We start from the raw sequence: 15,766 nt of genomic DNA, 5'->3' as shown, positions 1-15,766 counted from the left end.
AAAAAGATCTGGTGCCGGAGACAGGAATCGAACCTGCGACCTTCGCGTTACGAGTGCGCTGCTCTACCGACTGAGCTACACCGGCGTGTAGCGCAACGTACCACTGCTCGCACCCGTTACGCAAACCCCTGTTTCCCCTGACTTATTGCCCTACCCTCAAGGCGCCTTGCACCCCTTCGGCGCCAGGTCTTCTTCAATGTCGGTCGTGCACGCCCACCCGCTAGCCGAACGTGTCAGGGTCAGTGCCTTGCCCAGCACAGTGGCCGGCGCATCCACCAGCGTGCAAACGATGCTCCCGCTGCCATCCGCCGCCTTGCCGCTAGCCGTGATCGCACAGTGTGCCGTCGCCGGCTGGCCACCCAGCGCGGCCACATCCGCCACATCCTTCCCATCATTCAATCGCAGGTCCATCGCCGTCTTCAGCGCGCTGATCTCCAGCAACCCGGCCGCGGCCTTGGAGCGTGACTGGTGGTTGGTGTACATCGGTAAGGCGATGGTCGCCAGAATGCCGATGATCGCGACGACGATCATCAGTTCGATCAGGGTGATACCGCGTTGCCCTTTCATGAACGTTTTCCTTTTTGATACGCGTACTCGTTGAGGTCAGGCTCGACCCCGGCTGGCAGCGGCGCAGTAGGCCTGAACAGACACCTTTTGTCACCCCTGCCCGCTCGGGCGTCGTCTTCGCTGAACTACTCTAGTGAGCATCTCGGACGCACGCCCTTGCATGGGCGCGGCAAGCTGTTTCCAGGCTTGTCGCACGGGCAGAAAAAGGACCTTGCATGACCCAATCCACACTCCTCTACACCTGGCACGGCACCGACGCCAACGGCGCGCCGGTCAGCGGGCAAACGTCCGGGCGCAGCCCGGCCTATGTGCGTGCCGGGCTTATCCGCCAGGGCATCAAGGTGGCCAGCTTGCGGCCTGCCGGTGGGCTGACGTTCAGTTTGCCGAAACGGCAGGCAAAGGCCGACCCGGCGGGGTTCAGCCGGCAGTTGGCGACCTTGCTCAAGGCCGGGGTGCCGCTGCTGCAGGCGTTCGAGGTGATGGGGCGCAGTGGCTGTGATGCGGCGCAGGCGGCATTGCTGGATAGATTGAAACAGGATGTGGCCTCGGGCCTGGGGCTGGCGGATGCGTTGCAGCGCCACCCGGGGTGGTTCGATGCGCTGTACTGCAACCTGGTGCGCGTCGGTGAGCAGTCCGGCACGCTCGACCGGCAGCTGGAACAGCTGGCAGGCATGCTGGAGCAGCGTCGGGTGCTGCACAAGAAGGTGCGCAAGGCGATGATCTACCCGTTGCTGCTGTTGCTGACGGGGCTGGGGGTGTCGGCGATCCTGTTGCTGGAGGTGATTCCGAAATTCGAGGGCATGTTCTCTGGCATGGGCGTGGCGTTGCCGGCATTTACCCAATGGGTGATCGACTTGTCCACAGGGCTGAGCCGCTTTGCGCCGCTGTTGCTGGTGATGGGCGTGGTGCTGGGTTTTGCCATGCGCCAGCTCTACCGGCAGCACGCGCCAGCACGCCTGTGGATATCTCGCCGGGTGCTGGGCTTGCCGGTGTTCGGCACGCTGCTGGGGCAGGCGGCGCTGGCGCGCTTTGCGCGCAGCTTGGCAACGTCCTACGCCGCCGGGGTGCCGTTACTGGATGCGCTGGGCACGGTGGCCAGGGTCAGTGGTGGCGACCTGCATGAACAGGCGGTGTTGCGGCTGCGCCAGGGCATGGCCAATGGGCAGGGGCTGCACCAGGCGATGGCCGCTGAGCCGCTGTTTCCGCCGCTGCTGGTTCAACTGACCGCCATCGGGGAATCCAGTGGCACGCTGGACCAGATGCTGGAAAAAGCCGCCAGCCATTACGAGGAACAGGTCAGCCAGGCGCTGGACCAGTTGACCAGCCTGCTGGAGCCGGCCATCGTGCTGGTCCTGGGCCTGCTGGTGGGCGGCCTGGTGGTGGCGATGTACCTGCCGATCTTCCAGTTGGGTAGCTTGATCTGAACATGACTTTATGGACTTTGCTGGCTGAGCAGCCGGCGTACTTTCTCACCCTGGCCACGGTGCTCGGCCTGCTGGTGGGCAGTTTTCTCAATGTGCTGGTGTACCGCCTGCCGATCATGCTGGAGCGGCAATGGCAGCGTGAGGCGCAGGAAATGCTGGAGTTGCCGACCACGCCGCACGAGCGTTTCGACCTGTGGCTACCCGCCTCGCGCTGCCCGCATTGCGCGCATCGGATTCGCGCATGGGAGAACATTCCGGTCATCAGCTACCTGGCCTTGCGCGGGCGTTGCTCAGCCTGCAAAACCCGCATCAGCCCGCGCTACCCATTGGTGGAGTTAGCCAGCGCGCTGCTGTCGCTGGTGGTGGCCTGGCGCTTTGGTGCTTCGCCCGAGGCCTTGCTGGCGCTGCCGCTGACCTGGTGCCTGCTGGCCCTGAGCCTGATCGATGCCGAGCACCAGTTGCTGCCGGATGCGCTGGTGTTGCCGATGCTGTGGCTGGGGCTGATCGTCAACGCCTTCGGCCTCTACGTCCCGCTGACCAGTGCGTTGTGGGGCGCGGTGGCCGGGTACCTCAGCCTGTGGACGGTGTACTGGGTGTTCAAGCTGGTTACCGGCAAGGAGGGCATGGGCTATGGCGACTTCAAGCTGATGGCGCTGATCGGGGCCTGGGGTGGCTGGCAGGTGTTGCCGTTGACCCTGCTGTTGTCGTCGGTGGTCGGGGCGCTGGCTGGGCTGTGCCTGTTGCGCTTGCGCCGCCATGCCATTGGCACGGCGATCCCGTTTGGCCCCTATCTGGCGATTGCGGGGTGGATTGCCGTGCTCTGGGGTGATGAAATATACGCCTCATACACAAACCTGCTTGGATTCTGATGACCACTGCGGCCTTTACCCCCTGGATTCTCGGCCTGACCGGCGGCATTGGTAGCGGCAAGAGCGCCGCTGCCGAGCGTTTCGTCGAGCTTGGCGTGCATCTGGTCGATGCCGACCAGGCGGCGCGCTGGGTGGTCGAGCCTGGCCGCCCGGCCCTGGCCAGCATCGTCGAGCGCTTTGGCGCCGGCGTGCTGCAGGCGGACGGCCAACTCGATCGTTCGGCACTGCGCCAGCTGATATTCGCCGACCCGGCGCAGCGCAAATGGCTGGAGCAATTGCTGCACCCGCTGATCGGGCAGGAGATTTTCAGCTACCTGGCCAAGGCGGAGTCGCCGTATGCGGTGTATGTGTCGCCGCTGCTGATCGAGTCGGGCCAGTACCAGAAGACCCAACGGGTGCTGGTGATCGATGCGCCGCAGGAGCTGCAGGTGGCGCGTACCCTGGCGCGTGACAACACCAGCGCCGAGCAGGTACAGGCCATTCTCAAGGCCCAGCTGGCCCGCGAGGAGCGCCTGCGCCATGCCGATGATGTGGTGGTCAATGACGGCGACCTCGCCGCGCTGCATCAGCAGATTGACCGCCTGCACCACTTTTACCTGACTTTACGAGGAGGCCAGCCATGAGCCAGCCATTGACCGTCGATTGCCCGACCTGTGGCGCACCTGTGGAATGGAACGAGAAAAGCCCGTTCCGGCCATTCTGTTCGGACCGTTGCAAGCTGATCGACCTGGGGGCCTGGGCGGCGGAGGAGCACAAGATTCCGGGGGCGGAAGAGTCCGAGGATGAGCTGTACTCGGGGGATTTGGAGCCGCGGCATTGATCCGATAGCCAAGTGGCTGCGCGGGCCGTTTCGCGGGCATGCCCGCTCCCACAGGCAACCCCACAAGCTTCAAGACTGACGCGGTACCTGTAGGAGCGGCCTTGTGTCGCGATGGGCCGCAAAGCGGCCCTCGATTTCAGCGTTAACCCAAAGTTCGCCGGGGCTGCTCCGCAGCCCTTTCGCGACACAAGGCCGCTCCTACAAGCAAGGACCGCACCGCTGCGGTGGCCTGGTTAGTTATCGATCATCCTCCTTCCACGGCGCCTGCAGATACCGCGTGCGGTTGAAGGTTTCCAGCCACTCCGGGCAAAACACCACCAGCGCGCTGATCACCGTGCCGTTGATGAACGCTTCGGGGAACATCATCAGCCACAGGTAGCCGACAAAATCGCTGAGCCACTCCGGCATGGCGAAGCGCCCGTCCAGCCACAACAGCCCCAGCGCGGTCGACAGGCAGGCCAGCACGGTCAGTGCCGCCGGGAAGAACCCTGAACAGAAGATATACACAAACAGGTTCCGCGGCTGGGCGCGCTCGACCCCTATCGCGCACGCCTCGGCGATCAGCACCGGCAGGCCAACCAGCAACAAGCCATTCACCCCCAGCGCCGCCAGGTCCTGACGCCCCAGCACCAGCAAACCGAGCTGGGCCATGAACCCGCCAAGCACCGCCAGTGGCCAGTCCAGCAACAGCGTGACCGCCGTCATGCCTATGAAGTGGTACGACACACCGGTATCGAAATCGCGCCGCACCAACCACAAGGCAAACAGGCAGAACACCGTGCCAAACAGCAGATGCTGGCGGCGCCGGTCGGTGAACAGCTCAACCCAGCGCACCTGGCTGACCGCCCAGATCAGCAATGGCACATATCCCAGCCAGCCAAGCGTAAGGGTGGTGCCCGACAACACCTGCGCGCTGATCACCTGACGAATGCCCCTTGCAGCCATGTGGATAACGCCGAGTCTACACCCATTCTCCGTTTCATTCGGTTGCGCTAGGCTGGCACCCTCACTCGATGCAGGAAGCATTGCTCATGCCGGAAGGAATCAACCTCGCCCTGCTGCTGGCAGCAGCGCTCAACGCCATCATCGGCGTACTTCACCTGGTCATCATCGCCGTCGGGCCGCGCTGGTACCGTTTGTTCGGGGCCGGCGAGCGCATGGCCGTGGCCGCCGAAAACGGCCGCTGGTACCCGGGGCTGATCACCGCAGCCATCGCCTGCGTGTTGCTGGCCTGGTCGGGGTATGCGCTGTCAGCTGCCGGGGCCATCGGGCGGTTGCCCTTGCTGCTGCCGGCCATCTGCCTGATCACCTTGGTGTACCTGGCGCGCGGCCTGCTGGGGCCGATATTGCTGGCGGGTACCGGGCGCTCGCGGCGTTTCATCGTGGTCAGTTCGCTGATCTGCCTGGGGTTTGGCCTGGTGCACCTGCTTGGGGTGGTGCAGCAATGGCCAATACTGGGCTGATTTCTGCGCACAAACAGCATCTTATCGTCATCGATTAGCAGCTAAGCTTGTCTGCATGGATGACTCAGACTACCTGCGCCTGCTTACCATCCAGGCGGAACAAGCCAATGCCTTTCTCTCCAACGCCCGCAAGTGGGAGCGGGAGCGTTGGGTGTGCCAACGCCTGTTGCAGGGGCTGAACATCCCCTATCGCAGCGAGGACTTCACCCCGGCCGGGCAAGAACCGCCAGACGTGCTGTTCCGCGACGCGGCGTTCGAGGTGTTTTTCGTGCTCGACGAGGGCCGCCGGCTCAACGATGAATGGCGCGAAGAACTGCAGCGCCGGCGCAGTGCGTTTTCCCTGGCGCAACTGGTGCGCCGCGAAGCGCGCCCGCGGCGCATCAGTGCCACCGAGCTGCTGGGGCGGCTGGCGCCGACCTTGCGCAAGAAGGCGCACAACTACCGGGAACGCGGGCTGGAACTGAACGAGCTGGATATCATTGCCTTCGCCAGCCTCAAGCGCGAAGTGCTCGACCTCAATACCCATTTCCCGCCGCCCACCGAATATCTGCGCCAGGGCTGGCGCTCGCTGTCACTGGTCGGGCCGACATTTGCCCGGGTGCTGTTCGCCCACCCCGATGCGCCGGACTTCCTGCGCGGCAACCTGGGCCGCAGCATTGTGTTCGACGTGGGCATCAGTCTTTGATCCACTGCAGCGAGTGTTTGCGATGGCGTACACTCGGCGCCAGAGATAGAAAGCCTTATCATTTGTTTCAAGCGCTTGCGTGAACGCTGTAGCGTTTACGCAGTCCCAAACGTCTACCTGACGAGGCCCCACCATGACCAGCCGCCTGAATCCGGAAGATCAGCGTCGTGTCGATGAGTATCTGCGAGCCCCCCAGCACCAAGTCGAGCGCAGGCCCTTCCGGCCGTGGCTGCTCCTTGTGCTGGTGGTGGCCGTGACCATCGGGTTGGGTCTCATCAGCCGCCTGCTAAGTGGACTGGTGCTATGAGCTGCTTCGCGCTCGCCCTCCCCTCGTGCAGTTTGCGGCCGGCCCCCGGGGCCACGAATTCCGTAAACCTTATGAGATATCCCCATGACTCATCGCATCGTGATTGTCGGCGGCGGCGCCGGCGGCCTGGAACTGGCGACCCGCCTGGGTAAAAGCCTGGGCAAGCGCAAGCAGGCCGAGATTACCCTGGTCGACGCCAACCTCACGCACATCTGGAAGCCTCTGCTGCACGAAGTGGCCGCCGGCTCGCTGAACTCCTCGGAAGACGAACTGAACTACGTGGCCCAGGCCAAGTGGAACCACTTCAACTTCCAGTTGGGGCGCATGAGCGGCCTGGACCGTGAAGGCAAACAGATTCAACTGGCCGCCACCCTCGACGAAGAGGGCCGCGAGCTGCTGCCTGCGCGCACCTTGGGCTACGACACCCTGGTCATTGCCGTGGGTTCCAACACCAACGACTTCGGCACCTTGGGCGCGGCGCAGCACTGCCTGTTCCTCGACACCCGCAAGCAGGCCGAGCGTTTCCACCAGCAGTTGCTCAACCACTATCTGCGCGCCCACGCCGGTGACGTGGCGAGCGAAAAGATCAGCGTGGCCATTGTCGGGGCCGGTGCCACCGGTGTGGAACTGGCAGCCGAGCTGCATCACGCGGCCCACGAACTGGCGGCCTATGGCCTGGACCGCATCCAGCCCAAGGACATGCACATCACCATTATCGAGGCCGGCCCGCGCGTACTACCGGCGCTGCCAGAGCGCATCAGCGTGCCGGTGCACAAGACCCTGGAAAAGCTCGGGGTGAAGGTGATGACCAATGCCGCCGTCAGTGAAGTGACCGAGGATGGCCTGAAAACCAAGGACGGTGAAGTGATCCAGGCCAGTTTGAAAGTGTGGGCGGCTGGTATCCGTGCGCCGGCGTTCCTCAAGGACATCGATGGCCTGGAAACCAACCGCATCAACCAGCTGGTGGTGCGCCCTACCCTGCAAACCACGCGCGATGACAACATCTTTGCCTTCGGTGACTGCGCCGCCTGCCCGCAACCGGGTAGCGACCGCAACGTGCCGCCACGTGCCCAGGCGGCGCACCAGCAGGCTTCGATGCTGGCGCAGAGTTTGAAGGCGCGGCTGGAGAACAAGGCGCTGCCGACCTATGAGTACAAGGACTACGGTTCGCTGGTGTCGCTGTCGCGCTTCTCGGCGGTGGGCAACCTGATGGGTAACCTGATGGGCAGCGTGAAGCTGGAGGGCTGGCTGGCGCGGATGTTCTACGTGTCGCTGTACCGGATGCACCAGATGGCGTTGTACGGGTTCTTCCGTACGGCGTTGATGATGCTGGGTAGCAAGATTGGCCGGGGTACCGAGCCTAGGTTGAAGTTGCACTGACACTGAAGATTGCTGGGGGCGCTTTGCGCCCCTTTCGCGACACAAGGCCGCTCCTACAAACGACCGCGCAATATCTGCTTGCTGTAGGAGCGGCCTTGTGTCGCGATGGCCTGCAACGCAGGCCCAAAATTCTGGCAAAAAAAAAGGGCATCTCATGCGAGATGCCCTTTTTTCATGGTGGGTCGTGTAGGATTCGAACCTACGACCAATTGGTTAAAAGCCAACTGCTCTACCAACTGAGCTAACGACCCGGAAATGGTCGGGGTGAGGGGATTCGAACTCCTGACATCCTGCTCCCAAAGCAGGCGCGCTACCGGACTGCGCTACACCCCGTGATACTTAAAGAAAAAGGGCATCTCGCTTGAGATGCCCTTTTTACATGGTGGGTCGTGTAGGATTCGAACCTACGACCAATTGGTTAAAAGCCAACTGCTCTACCAACTGAGCTAACGACCCGGAAAATGGTCGGGGTGAGGGGATTCGAACTCCTGACATCCTGCTCCCAAAGCAGGCGCGCTACCGGACTGCGCTACACCCCGAGATTGGCTCCGCGACCTGGACTCGAACCAGGGACCCAATGATTAACAGTCATTTGCTCTACCGACTGAGCTATCGCGGAACTGAACTTCGGTACATCTTTACAGCTTCGAAGCTTGTGTTAGCTTCGGTCTCTTTGGCTATCCGCTTTCGCGTTGCAGCTGCTGAGGCCGGCTATTCTACATTCTTCGTTTTGCTTGTCAACCACTTTTTTTCATTCAACTTACTGATTTGTAAGTTGTTTTGCGGTCACCGATGTTGCTGGTGATTCGCTTAGTGCCTGACAACGCGGCGTATATTAGGGGCACCCGATTTTAGATGCAAGCAAAAATTTCAAAAATTTCAGCTAGTTATCCAGGAAGCCGGAAAGGCCCGGATTTGCTGGGGCTGTGACGGCCCCTTCGCGGGCATGCCCGCTCCCACAGGTACGGCACCGGTCCTCGGAATGTGTGTGAGGCCTGGGAGATACAGACAAAAAAAAGCCCCGCAGATGCGGGGCTCATGGTGAAACAGATCAGCCGAAGACGATTTCGTCGCCTTCCACCTTGGCGGTAATCGCAGTCCCCGGCATGAACTTGCCTGCCAGGATCAACTGCGCCAACGGGTTTTCGATCCAGCGCTGGATCGCCCGCTTCAGTGGCCGTGCGCCGTATACCGGGTCGTAACCCACGGCAATCAGCTTGTCCAATGCCTCCGGGCTCAGGCTCAGCGACAGTTCGCGCTCCAGCAGACGGCTGCGCAGGCGGCCCAGCTGGATTTCGGTAATGCCGGCAATCTGCTCGCGGCCCAGTGGCTCGAACACCACCACTTCGTCGATACGGTTGATGAATTCCGGACGGAAGTGCGAACCCACCGCATCCATCACCGCCGCACGCTGTGCCTCACGGTCACCCACCAGTTCCTGGATCTGCGCCGAGCCCAGGTTGGAGGTCATCACGATCACGGTGTTGCGGAAGTCCACGGTGCGCCCGTGGCTGTCGGTCAGGCGGCCGTCTTCCAGCACCTGCAGCAGCACGTTGAACACATCCGGGTGGGCCTTCTCCACCTCGTCCAGCAGCACCACCGAGTATGGCTTGCGCCGTACTGCCTCGGTCAGGTAACCGCCCTCTTCATACCCCACATAGCCTGGTGGGGCACCGATCAGGCGAGCCACGGAATGCTTCTCCATGAACTCGGACATGTCGATGCGCACCATTGCCTCTTCGGTGTCGAACAGGAACTCGGCCAGCGCCTTGCACAGCTCGGTCTTGCCCACCCCGGTCGGGCCGAGGAACAGGAACGAACCACTCGGCCGGTTCGGGTCGGACAGCCCGGCACGCGAACGGCGCACCGCGTTGGCCACGGCGGTTACCGCCTCGTTCTGGCCGATCACACGCTGGTGCAGCAGCTCTTCCATCTTCAGCAGCTTTTCACGCTCGCCTTCGAGCATCTTGGCCACCGGGATACCGGTCCACTTCGAGACCACTTCGGCAATTTCTTCCTCGGTCACCTTGTTACGCAGCAACTGGTTTTCGGTCTTGCCGTGCTGGTCGACCATCTGCAGGCTACGCTCCAAGTCCGGGATCACCCCGTACTGCAGCTCGGCCATGCGGCTGAGGTCGCCTTTACGACGGGCAGTTTCCAACTCCTGGCGGGCCTGCTCGATCTTTTGCTGGATCTGCGCCGAGCCCTGCACCTCAGCCTTCTCGGAGGCCCAGATTTCTTCCAGGTCGGCGTATTCACGCTCCAACCGGTCGATTTCCTCGGTCAGCTTCTCCAGGCGCTTTTTCGCCGCTTCGTCTTCTTCCTTCTTCAGCGCCTGCGACTCCACCTTCAGCTGGATCAGGCGACGGTCGAGGCGGTCGAGCACTTCCGGCTTGGAGTCGATCTCCATGCGGATGCGGCTGGCCGCTTCGTCGATCAGGTCAATGGCCTTGTCCGGCAGCTGACGGTCGGTGATGTAGCGGTGGCTGAGCTTGGCCGCAGCAATGATGGCGCCGTCGGTGATGGCCACCTTGTGGTGCACTTCATAGCGCTCTTTCAGGCCCCGCAGGATGGCGATGGTGTCTTCCTCGCTCGGCTCCTCGACCAGCACCTTCTGGAAGCGGCGCTCCAGGGCAGCATCTTTTTCGATGAACTGGCGGTACTCGTTCAGCGTGGTGGCGCCAACGCAGTGCAGCTCGCCACGAGCCAGGGCCGGCTTGAGCATGTTGCCGGCGTCCATGGCGCCCTCGCCCTTGCCGGCGCCGACCATGGTGTGCAGTTCGTCGATGAACAGGATGATCTGGCCTTCCTGCTTGGACAGCTCGTTCAGCAGGCCTTTGAGGCGTTCTTCGAACTCGCCGCGGTACTTGGCACCGGCAATCAGCGCGCCCATGTCCAGCGCCAGCAGGCGCTTGCCCTTGAGGCCGTCCGGCACTTCACCATTGATGATGCGCTGGGCCAGGCCTTCGGCGATGGCGGTTTTACCTACGCCAGGCTCACCGATCAGCACCGGGTTGTTCTTGGTACGGCGTTGCAGCACCTGTACGGTACGGCGAATTTCGTCGTCACGGCCAATCACCGGGTCCAGCTTGCCCTCTTCGGCACGCTTGGTCAGGTCGACGGTGTACTTGTCCAGCGCCTGGCGCGATTCCTCGGCGTTGGCGTCATTGACCGCCGCACCGCCGCGCAGGTTGTTGATGGCGTTTTCCAGGGCCTTCTTGCTCACGCCCTGGCTCAACAACAGCTTGCCGAGCTTGCTGTTCTCGTCCATGGCAGCCAGCAGCACAAGTTCGCTGGAAATGAACTGGTCGCCCTTCTGCTGGGCCAGGCGGTCAGCCTGGTTGAGCAGGCGCGCCAGGTCCTGCGACATGTTTACGTCGCCGGTGGGGTTCTGGATTTTCGGCAGCTGGTCGAGTTCTTTCACCAGTGCCTGGCGCAGGCTGTTGATGTCGAAGCCTACCTGCATCAGCAGCGGCTTGATCGAACCGCCCTGCTGCTCGAGCAGTGCCTGCAACAGGTGCACCGGCTCGATGGCAGGGTGATCCATGCCAACCGCCAGGGATTGGGCATCGGATATCGCAAGCTGCAGCTTGCTGGTCAAACGGTCTATTCGCATGGGGGTACCTTCCTTTTAAAGGGCAGGTCGGAGCGATGGACAGCGCCTGTTTGTGAAGAAACCTGCCTGAGATGACCTTATAGATAAGGCTGATTCTGGAAGATTCAAGCGTAGCGGGGTTGACCAGGATCAACCTGTTGGATTAGTGCTGGGCCATTCGCGGGCATGCCCGCTCCTACAGGGAATCCGCAATGTTTGAAACCTCTGGATCGGGCGTGCCCGCGAAAAGGCCGGTGCAGGCTAGCGCGGCTCCAGCCACACCAGGGAAGCAAAGCGCCCCCCCTGCGGGGTACGGCGATAGGAGAAGAACCGCTCGTCGCTGACCGTGCACAAGCCACCGCCATGAACAGCAGTCACCCCACGCGCCGCCAAACGAATACGCGCCAGCTCATAGATGTCGGCCATCAACTTGCCCGGCCGGGCACCATCGACAAAGGCCCGGGCCGCTTCCGGGTGCACCGCCGTAAAGGCATCACGCACTTCCAGCCCCACTTCGAACGCCTGTGGGCCAATCGCCGGCCCCAGCCACACCAGCACCTCTTCGGGTGGCAGTGCCAGGCGATCCAAGGTGGCCTCAAGCACACCACCGGCCAGCCCGCGCCAGCCAGCATGCGCCGCCGCCACACGGGTACCGGCCCGGTCGCAGAACAGCGCTGGCAGGCAATCGGCAGTCATCACGGTGCAGGCAATGCCAGGCTGGTCGGTCCAGCTGGCGTCGGCCTCGGCCACCACGGCCGGGTCGGCATTTGCCACTACTAGCCCATGCACCTGCTTGAGCCAGGCCGGCTGGATGGCGAATTCGTCGCTCAGGCGACGACGGTTTTCGGCCACCGCGGCAGGGTCGTCCCCAACATGGTCGCCAAGGTTGAAGGTTTCATAGGGCGGCAGGCTGATGCCGCCCTGGCGAGTGGTGACACAGGCGCGCACCGAGGCCGGGGCCGGCCAGTCGGGGAACAGCAGCGACTGAGTCAGGCCACTCATCCGATAAAGCTCTCGCGGTCCTGGTTCAGCAGCGACAGCAACCAGACGAAGTCATCCGGCAGCGGCGATTCCCATTCCATGCGCTCACCGGTGGTCGGGTGTACCAGCGCCAGGAAGCGTGCGTGCAGGGCCTGACGCGGGAAGGTCTTCACCGCCTCGACCATGGTCGGGCTGGCTGCCGGCGGAATGCGGAAGCGGCCGCCGTAGGTCTGGTCGCCGACCAGCGGGTAGCCGACATGAGCCATGTGCACGCGGATCTGGTGGGTACGGCCGGTTTCCAGCTTCACCCGCACATGGGTGTGCGAGCGGAAGCGCTTGAGCACACGGTAGTGGCTGATCGCAGGCTTGCCGCCGTCGGTGACTGCCATGCGCTGGCGCATGCCGCCGTGGCGGCCGATGGGCGCGTCGATCTTGCCACCGGCAGTCACCACACCAACCACGATGCATTCATAAATGCGGCTGACCGAGCGCTTTTGCAGCTGGTCGACCAGGTTGGTCTGCGCCTGCAGGGTCTTGGCCACCACCATCAGGCCGGTGGTGTCCTTGTCCAGGCGGTGCACGATGCCGGCGCGCGGCACGTTGATGATGTCGGGCACATGGTGCAGCAGCGCGTTCAGCAAGGTGCCGCTGGCATGCCCGGCAGCCGGGTGCACAACCAGGCCGGCAGGCTTGTTGATCACCAGGATCTGGTCGTCTTCATAGACGATGTCCAGCGCGATGTCCTCGGCCTCCCACTCGCCCTGGGCCTCTTGCTCGGCCTCCAGGGCCAGCACGGCGCCACCATGGACGGTGTCACGCGGGCGCAGGACCGCGCCATCGACCGTCAGGCGGCCTTCTTTGATCCAGGTAGTCAGCCGCGAGCGCGAATACTCGTCGAACAATTGGGCGGCGACCTGGTCGAGGCGTTGACCGCCCAGTTCGGACGGGACCTCTGCGCTAAGTTGAATGATCTCGGACATGCTCGATTCGGCGGGCGCACAGCCTTTGGTTTCGGCTGCGAGCTTGTGGTTAAATACGGCTTCTTTTGTCCCGGGGTTGGCCGGGGCGCTCATCATAACAGGACGGCACCGCCCAAGACAGCGGCCGTCAAAGGGACGCAAGCCGCCATGCAAGTGAAACACCTGCTGCTGATCGCCATCCTCGGGCTCACCGCGGCCTGTTCCTCCAATAAGGAAGTGATCGACGAGAACCTCAGCGAGGCCGAGCTGTATCAGCAGGCGCAAGCTGACCTGGACAACTCCAGCTACACCAGCGCCGTGAACAAGCTCAAGGCCCTGGAGTCGCGCTACCCGTTCGGCCGCTATGCCGACCAGGCGCAGCTCGAGCTGATCTACGCCAACTACAAGAACTCCGAGCCCGAGGCTGCCAAGTCGGCTGCCGAGCGCTTCATCCGCCTGCACCCGCAGCACCCGAACGTCGACTACGCCTACTACCTCAAGGGCCTGACCTCGTTCGACCAGGACCGTGGCCTGGTGGCGCGCTTCCTGCCGCTGGACATGACCAAGCGTGACCCGGGTGCTGCCCGCGACTCGTACAACGAATTCGCCCAGCTGACCAGCCGCTTCCCCAATAGCCGCTACGCCCCCGACGCCAAGCAGCGCATGATCTACCTGCGCAACCTGCTGGCGTCGTACGAAATCCATGTGGCCGACTACTACCTGAGCCGCCAGGCCTATGTAGCCGCTGCCAACCGTGGCCGCTACGTGGTAGAGAACTTCCAGGAAACCCCATCGGTCGGCGACGGCCTGGCGGTGATGGTCGAGGCGTACCAGAAGATGCACCTGGACGAACTGGCCGCCACCAGCCTGGAAACCCTCAAGCTCAACTACCCGGACCACCCGAGCCTGGTAGATGGCGAGTTCCAGCCAAAGCAGACCGAGTCTGACGGCCGCGGCTGGCTGTCCAAGGCGACCCTGGGCCTGATCGAGACCGACACCCCGCTGCCGCCGGGTGAAACCCGCGCGAACCAGGACGTGGTCAAGCAGTTCCAGGACGCACGTGACGAGATGCCGCGTGAGCTGCTGCCAACCGACGAGAACGGTGATCCGATCGTGCCGGAAGGGCCGAAGGAAGCCGAAAAGGACCGTTCCTGGTTCAGCTACATGACCTTTGGTCTGTTCGACTGATACGTAGCGGTACATGAAAGGGAGGCCCTGGGCCTCCCTTTTTTATTGGCCGCGTCCTAGACTGTCGGCTTCTTCAACCGACAAGCTGGACACCATGGTTCGCCTACTTTTCTGGATCGCCCTGATCGCCGCCGCGTTCTGGCTGTGGCGCAAGTTCAAAGCCAGCCAACAGTCGCACCCCGAGGCGAAGCTGGATGCGCCGCTGAAGATGGTGCGCTGCGCCCATTGCGGCGTGCACCTGCCCAATGACCGGGCGCTGCAGCAGGGCAACGAGTGGTATTGCAGCCAGGCACACCTGCAGCAAGGGCCGGGGCAATCCCGTTAGAAACTGGGGCTGCCTTGCAGCCCTTTCGCGACACAAGGCCGCTCCCACAGGGAATACGCAGCCCCTGTAGGAGCGGCCCCGGCAATCTCAGCTCAACCGCCCGGCTGGCGCATACGGCGCCGGGTCAATGATCGGCTCTGCCCCGGTCAACAGGTCGGTAAACAGCTGGCACGAAGCCGGCGCCAGCACCAGCCCGTTGCGGTAATGCCCGCAGTTCAACCACAACCCCGCATGCCCCGGCACCGGTCCGATATACGGAATACCTTCCGGCGACCCCGGCCGCAGCCCGGCCCAGTGCGCCACCACCGTGGCCCCCTCGAGCTCAGGCAGCAACTCCACCGCCGAGGCCTTCAGGCTCTCCAACGCCTCCTCGGTCGGGGTCTTGTCGTACCCGGCATGCTCCAGCGTGCTACCCACCAGAATATGCCCGTCACGCCGCGGGATCGCATAGCGCCCCTTGGCCAGCACCATGCTCGGCAGAAAGTCTTCGGCACATTTGAACAAAATCATCTGGCCCTTCACCGGCTCCACCGGCAGTTCCAGGCCGAGCGTACGCAGCAGGTCGCCACTCCACGCGCCAGCACTGAGCACCACCTCATCCGCCGCCAGCACGTCGTCTGCCGTCTGCACCCCGGTCACGCGACCGCCTTGCTGGACAAAACCGGTAACCTGGCAGTGCTCACGCAAGGTCACGTTGGGCAACGCCAGCAACGCCGCCTTGAGCGACTTCACCAGGCGCGGGTTGCGCACGTTGGCCACGCCGGCCATGTAGATGGCACGCTTGAAGCCCGGGCCCAGCACCGGCACCGCGTCATAGGCCGCCGAAATATCCACGGCACTCAGCGGCCGCTGCTCACGCTCGGCCCAGGCCAGCGCTTCGGCCTCGTCGTCCAGGTCGAGCCAGTACAGGCCGGTGGTGTGCACTTCGGGGTCGACGCCGGTGCTGGCGAACAAACGCTCGCCCAGCTGTGGATAAAAGTCTTGCGACCAGTGTGCCAAGGCGGTCACGGCCGGGCTGTAGCGCCACGGGTACAGCGGCGAGACGATGCCACCGCCGGCCCAGGACGATTCGCGGCCGACTTCACCCTGATCACACACCACCACCTGCCCGACCTTCGCCGCCAGGTTGAATGCCGTCAGCAGGCCGATCACCCCGCCACCGACCACCACTACTTGCTTGCTCATCTGTCGATCCAACACCTG

At 63.2% G+C, this 15,766-nt stretch carries 16 protein-coding genes and 6 tRNA genes; 10 read left to right on the top strand and 12 right to left on the bottom strand.

What is annotated here, in order from left to right; genetic code table 11:
• Nucleotides 1-9 precede the first annotated feature (9 nt).
• Together ACK56M_RS03940 and ACK56M_RS03935 are read right to left on the bottom strand one after the other, a co-directional pair.
• Nucleotides 10-85: transfer RNA gene (locus ACK56M_RS03940), tRNA-Thr, on the bottom strand.
• 71 nt (nt 86-156) lie between these two features.
• On the bottom strand, nt 157-567 hold the full coding sequence (locus ACK56M_RS03935) for a pilin (RefSeq protein WP_023660630.1): 411 nt from the start codon (nt 565-567) through the stop codon (nt 157-159).
• 215 nt (nt 568-782) lie between these two features.
• Here ACK56M_RS03935 and ACK56M_RS03930 point away from each other — a divergent pair, with 215 nt between their 5' ends.
• The 4 genes from ACK56M_RS03930 to yacG are packed head-to-tail and all read left to right on the top strand — an operon-like array spanning nt 783 to nt 3,680.
• Nucleotides 783-1,991 carry a type II secretion system F family protein gene (locus tag ACK56M_RS03930; protein WP_015268864.1) on the top strand — a complete coding sequence of 403 codons (1,209 nt, stop codon included), beginning with the start codon at nt 783-785 and terminating at the stop codon, nt 1,989-1,991.
• Nucleotides 1,992-1,993: 2 nt separating this feature from the next.
• Nucleotides 1,994-2,860, top strand: coding sequence for a prepilin peptidase (locus ACK56M_RS03925; RefSeq protein WP_102084225.1), 867 nt, complete (start codon nt 1,994-1,996; stop codon nt 2,858-2,860).
• Entirely contained in the window at nt 2,860-3,483 is a 624-nt protein-coding gene (gene coaE, locus ACK56M_RS03920) for a dephospho-CoA kinase (RefSeq protein ID WP_100413056.1), read from the top strand. Before ACK56M_RS03925 ends, coaE begins: the two co-directional genes overlap by 1 nt.
• The gene (gene yacG, locus ACK56M_RS03915; protein WP_003260624.1) at nt 3,480-3,680 is read left to right on the top strand and encodes a DNA gyrase inhibitor YacG; all 201 of its coding nucleotides are present in this window, start codon (nt 3,480-3,482) and stop codon (nt 3,678-3,680) included. Before coaE ends, yacG begins: the two co-directional genes overlap by 4 nt.
• A 237-nt stretch (nt 3,681-3,917) precedes the next feature.
• Here yacG and ACK56M_RS03910 read toward each other — a convergent pair whose 3' ends face one another.
• Entirely contained in the window at nt 3,918-4,625 is a 708-nt protein-coding gene (locus tag ACK56M_RS03910; RefSeq protein ID WP_043935298.1) for an energy-coupling factor ABC transporter permease, read from the bottom strand.
• Nucleotides 4,626-4,711: 86 nt separating this feature from the next.
• On the opposite strand from ACK56M_RS03910, the gene ACK56M_RS03905 reads away from it, so the two are divergent.
• The 4 genes from ACK56M_RS03905 to ACK56M_RS03890 all read left to right on the top strand — a co-directional run bounded on the left by ACK56M_RS03905 (nt 4,712) and on the right by ACK56M_RS03890 (nt 7,515).
• Nucleotides 4,712-5,143 (top strand): hypothetical protein, encoded by a 432-nt coding sequence (locus ACK56M_RS03905; protein WP_015268860.1) that lies wholly within the window; start codon nt 4,712-4,714, stop codon nt 5,141-5,143.
• Between the two features lie 55 nt (nt 5,144-5,198).
• Nucleotides 5,199-5,828 carry a DUF1780 domain-containing protein gene (locus ACK56M_RS03900; RefSeq protein ID WP_013970766.1) on the top strand — a complete coding sequence of 210 codons (630 nt, stop codon included), beginning with the start codon at nt 5,199-5,201 and terminating at the stop codon, nt 5,826-5,828.
• Nucleotides 5,829-5,961: 133 nt separating this feature from the next.
• On the top strand, nt 5,962-6,135 hold the full coding sequence (locus ACK56M_RS03895) for a DUF3094 family protein (RefSeq protein ID WP_013970765.1): 174 nt from the start codon (nt 5,962-5,964) through the stop codon (nt 6,133-6,135).
• A gap of 84 nt (nt 6,136-6,219) precedes the next feature.
• Nucleotides 6,220-7,515: an NAD(P)/FAD-dependent oxidoreductase gene (locus ACK56M_RS03890; RefSeq protein ID WP_003260618.1), complete on the top strand. Its 1,296-nt coding sequence runs from the start codon at nt 6,220-6,222 to the stop codon at nt 7,513-7,515.
• Between the two features lie 175 nt (nt 7,516-7,690).
• On the opposite strand, the gene ACK56M_RS03885 is transcribed toward ACK56M_RS03890, so the two are convergent.
• From ACK56M_RS03885 to rluD, 8 genes are all read right to left on the bottom strand, one after another.
• Nucleotides 7,691-7,766, bottom strand: a tRNA-Lys gene (locus ACK56M_RS03885).
• Nucleotides 7,767-7,771: 5 nt separating this feature from the next.
• Nucleotides 7,772-7,848, bottom strand: a tRNA-Pro gene (locus tag ACK56M_RS03880).
• Nucleotides 7,849-7,895: 47 nt separating this feature from the next.
• A tRNA-Lys gene (locus ACK56M_RS03875) sits at nt 7,896-7,971 on the bottom strand.
• Between the two features lie 6 nt (nt 7,972-7,977).
• Nucleotides 7,978-8,054 (bottom strand) — tRNA-Pro (locus ACK56M_RS03870).
• Nucleotides 8,055-8,058: 4 nt separating this feature from the next.
• A tRNA-Asn gene (locus ACK56M_RS03865) sits at nt 8,059-8,134 on the bottom strand.
• Between the two features lie 432 nt (nt 8,135-8,566).
• Nucleotides 8,567-11,131 carry an ATP-dependent chaperone ClpB gene (clpB, locus tag ACK56M_RS03860; RefSeq protein ID WP_015268858.1) on the bottom strand — a complete coding sequence of 855 codons (2,565 nt, stop codon included), beginning with the start codon at nt 11,129-11,131 and terminating at the stop codon, nt 8,567-8,569.
• 240 nt (nt 11,132-11,371) lie between these two features.
• A complete protein-coding gene (gene pgeF, locus ACK56M_RS03855; RefSeq protein WP_100413058.1) occupies nt 11,372-12,112 on the bottom strand; it encodes a peptidoglycan editing factor PgeF in 741 nt (246 codons plus the stop codon).
• Nucleotides 12,109-13,071: a 23S rRNA pseudouridine(1911/1915/1917) synthase RluD gene (gene rluD, locus ACK56M_RS03850; protein ID WP_015268856.1), complete on the bottom strand. Its 963-nt coding sequence runs from the start codon at nt 13,069-13,071 to the stop codon at nt 12,109-12,111. The genes pgeF and rluD overlap by 4 nt, the downstream gene beginning before the upstream one ends.
• Before the next feature lie 147 nt (nt 13,072-13,218).
• Between rluD and ACK56M_RS03845 the strand changes: the two genes are divergently transcribed.
• Both ACK56M_RS03845 and ACK56M_RS03840 read left to right on the top strand, forming a co-directional pair.
• Nucleotides 13,219-14,238 (top strand): outer membrane protein assembly factor BamD, encoded by a 1,020-nt coding sequence (locus ACK56M_RS03845; protein ID WP_015268855.1) that lies wholly within the window; start codon nt 13,219-13,221, stop codon nt 14,236-14,238.
• 94 nt (nt 14,239-14,332) lie between these two features.
• The gene (locus ACK56M_RS03840; protein WP_015268854.1) at nt 14,333-14,563 is read left to right on the top strand and encodes a PP0621 family protein; all 231 of its coding nucleotides are present in this window, start codon (nt 14,333-14,335) and stop codon (nt 14,561-14,563) included.
• Between the two features lie 87 nt (nt 14,564-14,650).
• Here the strand turns inward: ACK56M_RS03840 and thiO are convergent, their stop codons facing one another.
• Nucleotides 14,651-15,748 (bottom strand): glycine oxidase ThiO, encoded by a 1,098-nt coding sequence (thiO, locus tag ACK56M_RS03835; protein WP_015268853.1) that lies wholly within the window; start codon nt 15,746-15,748, stop codon nt 14,651-14,653.
• Nucleotides 15,749-15,766: the final 18 nt, after the last annotated feature.

Source organism: Pseudomonas sp. s4, from assembly GCF_046764235.1.
Taxonomy (GTDB): Bacteria; Pseudomonadota; Gammaproteobacteria; order Pseudomonadales; family Pseudomonadaceae; genus Aquipseudomonas; species Aquipseudomonas asiatica.
Note: the sequence above shows the minus strand (reverse complement) of the source record. Positions and strands in the feature narration are given on the sequence as shown.

What these genes read in the sequence shown, in the direction of transcription:
- ACK56M_RS03930 (WP_015268864.1), top strand. Translation starts at nt 783, where the DNA reads ATGACCCAATCCACACTCCTCTACACCTGGCACGGCACCGACGCCAAC.
- thiO (WP_015268853.1), bottom strand. Translation starts at nt 15,748, where the DNA reads ATGAGCAAGCAAGTAGTGGTGGTCGGTGGCGGGGTGATCGGCCTGCTG.
- ACK56M_RS03925 (WP_102084225.1), top strand. Translation starts at nt 1,994, where the DNA reads ATGACTTTATGGACTTTGCTGGCTGAGCAGCCGGCGTACTTTCTCACC.
- ACK56M_RS03900 (WP_013970766.1), top strand. Translation starts at nt 5,199, where the DNA reads ATGGATGACTCAGACTACCTGCGCCTGCTTACCATCCAGGCGGAACAA.
- ACK56M_RS03840 (WP_015268854.1), top strand. Translation starts at nt 14,333, where the DNA reads ATGGTTCGCCTACTTTTCTGGATCGCCCTGATCGCCGCCGCGTTCTGG.
- ACK56M_RS03845 (WP_015268855.1), top strand. Translation starts at nt 13,219, where the DNA reads ATGCAAGTGAAACACCTGCTGCTGATCGCCATCCTCGGGCTCACCGCG.
- pgeF (WP_100413058.1), bottom strand. Translation starts at nt 12,112, where the DNA reads ATGAGTGGCCTGACTCAGTCGCTGCTGTTCCCCGACTGGCCGGCCCCG.
- yacG (WP_003260624.1), top strand. Translation starts at nt 3,480, where the DNA reads ATGAGCCAGCCATTGACCGTCGATTGCCCGACCTGTGGCGCACCTGTG.
- ACK56M_RS03890 (WP_003260618.1), top strand. Translation starts at nt 6,220, where the DNA reads ATGACTCATCGCATCGTGATTGTCGGCGGCGGCGCCGGCGGCCTGGAA.
- rluD (WP_015268856.1), bottom strand. Translation starts at nt 13,071, where the DNA reads ATGTCCGAGATCATTCAACTTAGCGCAGAGGTCCCGTCCGAACTGGGC.
- ACK56M_RS03910 (WP_043935298.1), bottom strand. Translation starts at nt 4,625, where the DNA reads ATGGCTGCAAGGGGCATTCGTCAGGTGATCAGCGCGCAGGTGTTGTCG.
- ACK56M_RS03895 (WP_013970765.1), top strand. Translation starts at nt 5,962, where the DNA reads ATGACCAGCCGCCTGAATCCGGAAGATCAGCGTCGTGTCGATGAGTAT.
- coaE (WP_100413056.1), top strand. Translation starts at nt 2,860, where the DNA reads ATGACCACTGCGGCCTTTACCCCCTGGATTCTCGGCCTGACCGGCGGC.
- ACK56M_RS03935 (WP_023660630.1), bottom strand. Translation starts at nt 567, where the DNA reads ATGAAAGGGCAACGCGGTATCACCCTGATCGAACTGATGATCGTCGTC.
- clpB (WP_015268858.1), bottom strand. Translation starts at nt 11,131, where the DNA reads ATGCGAATAGACCGTTTGACCAGCAAGCTGCAGCTTGCGATATCCGAT.
- ACK56M_RS03905 (WP_015268860.1), top strand. Translation starts at nt 4,712, where the DNA reads ATGCCGGAAGGAATCAACCTCGCCCTGCTGCTGGCAGCAGCGCTCAAC.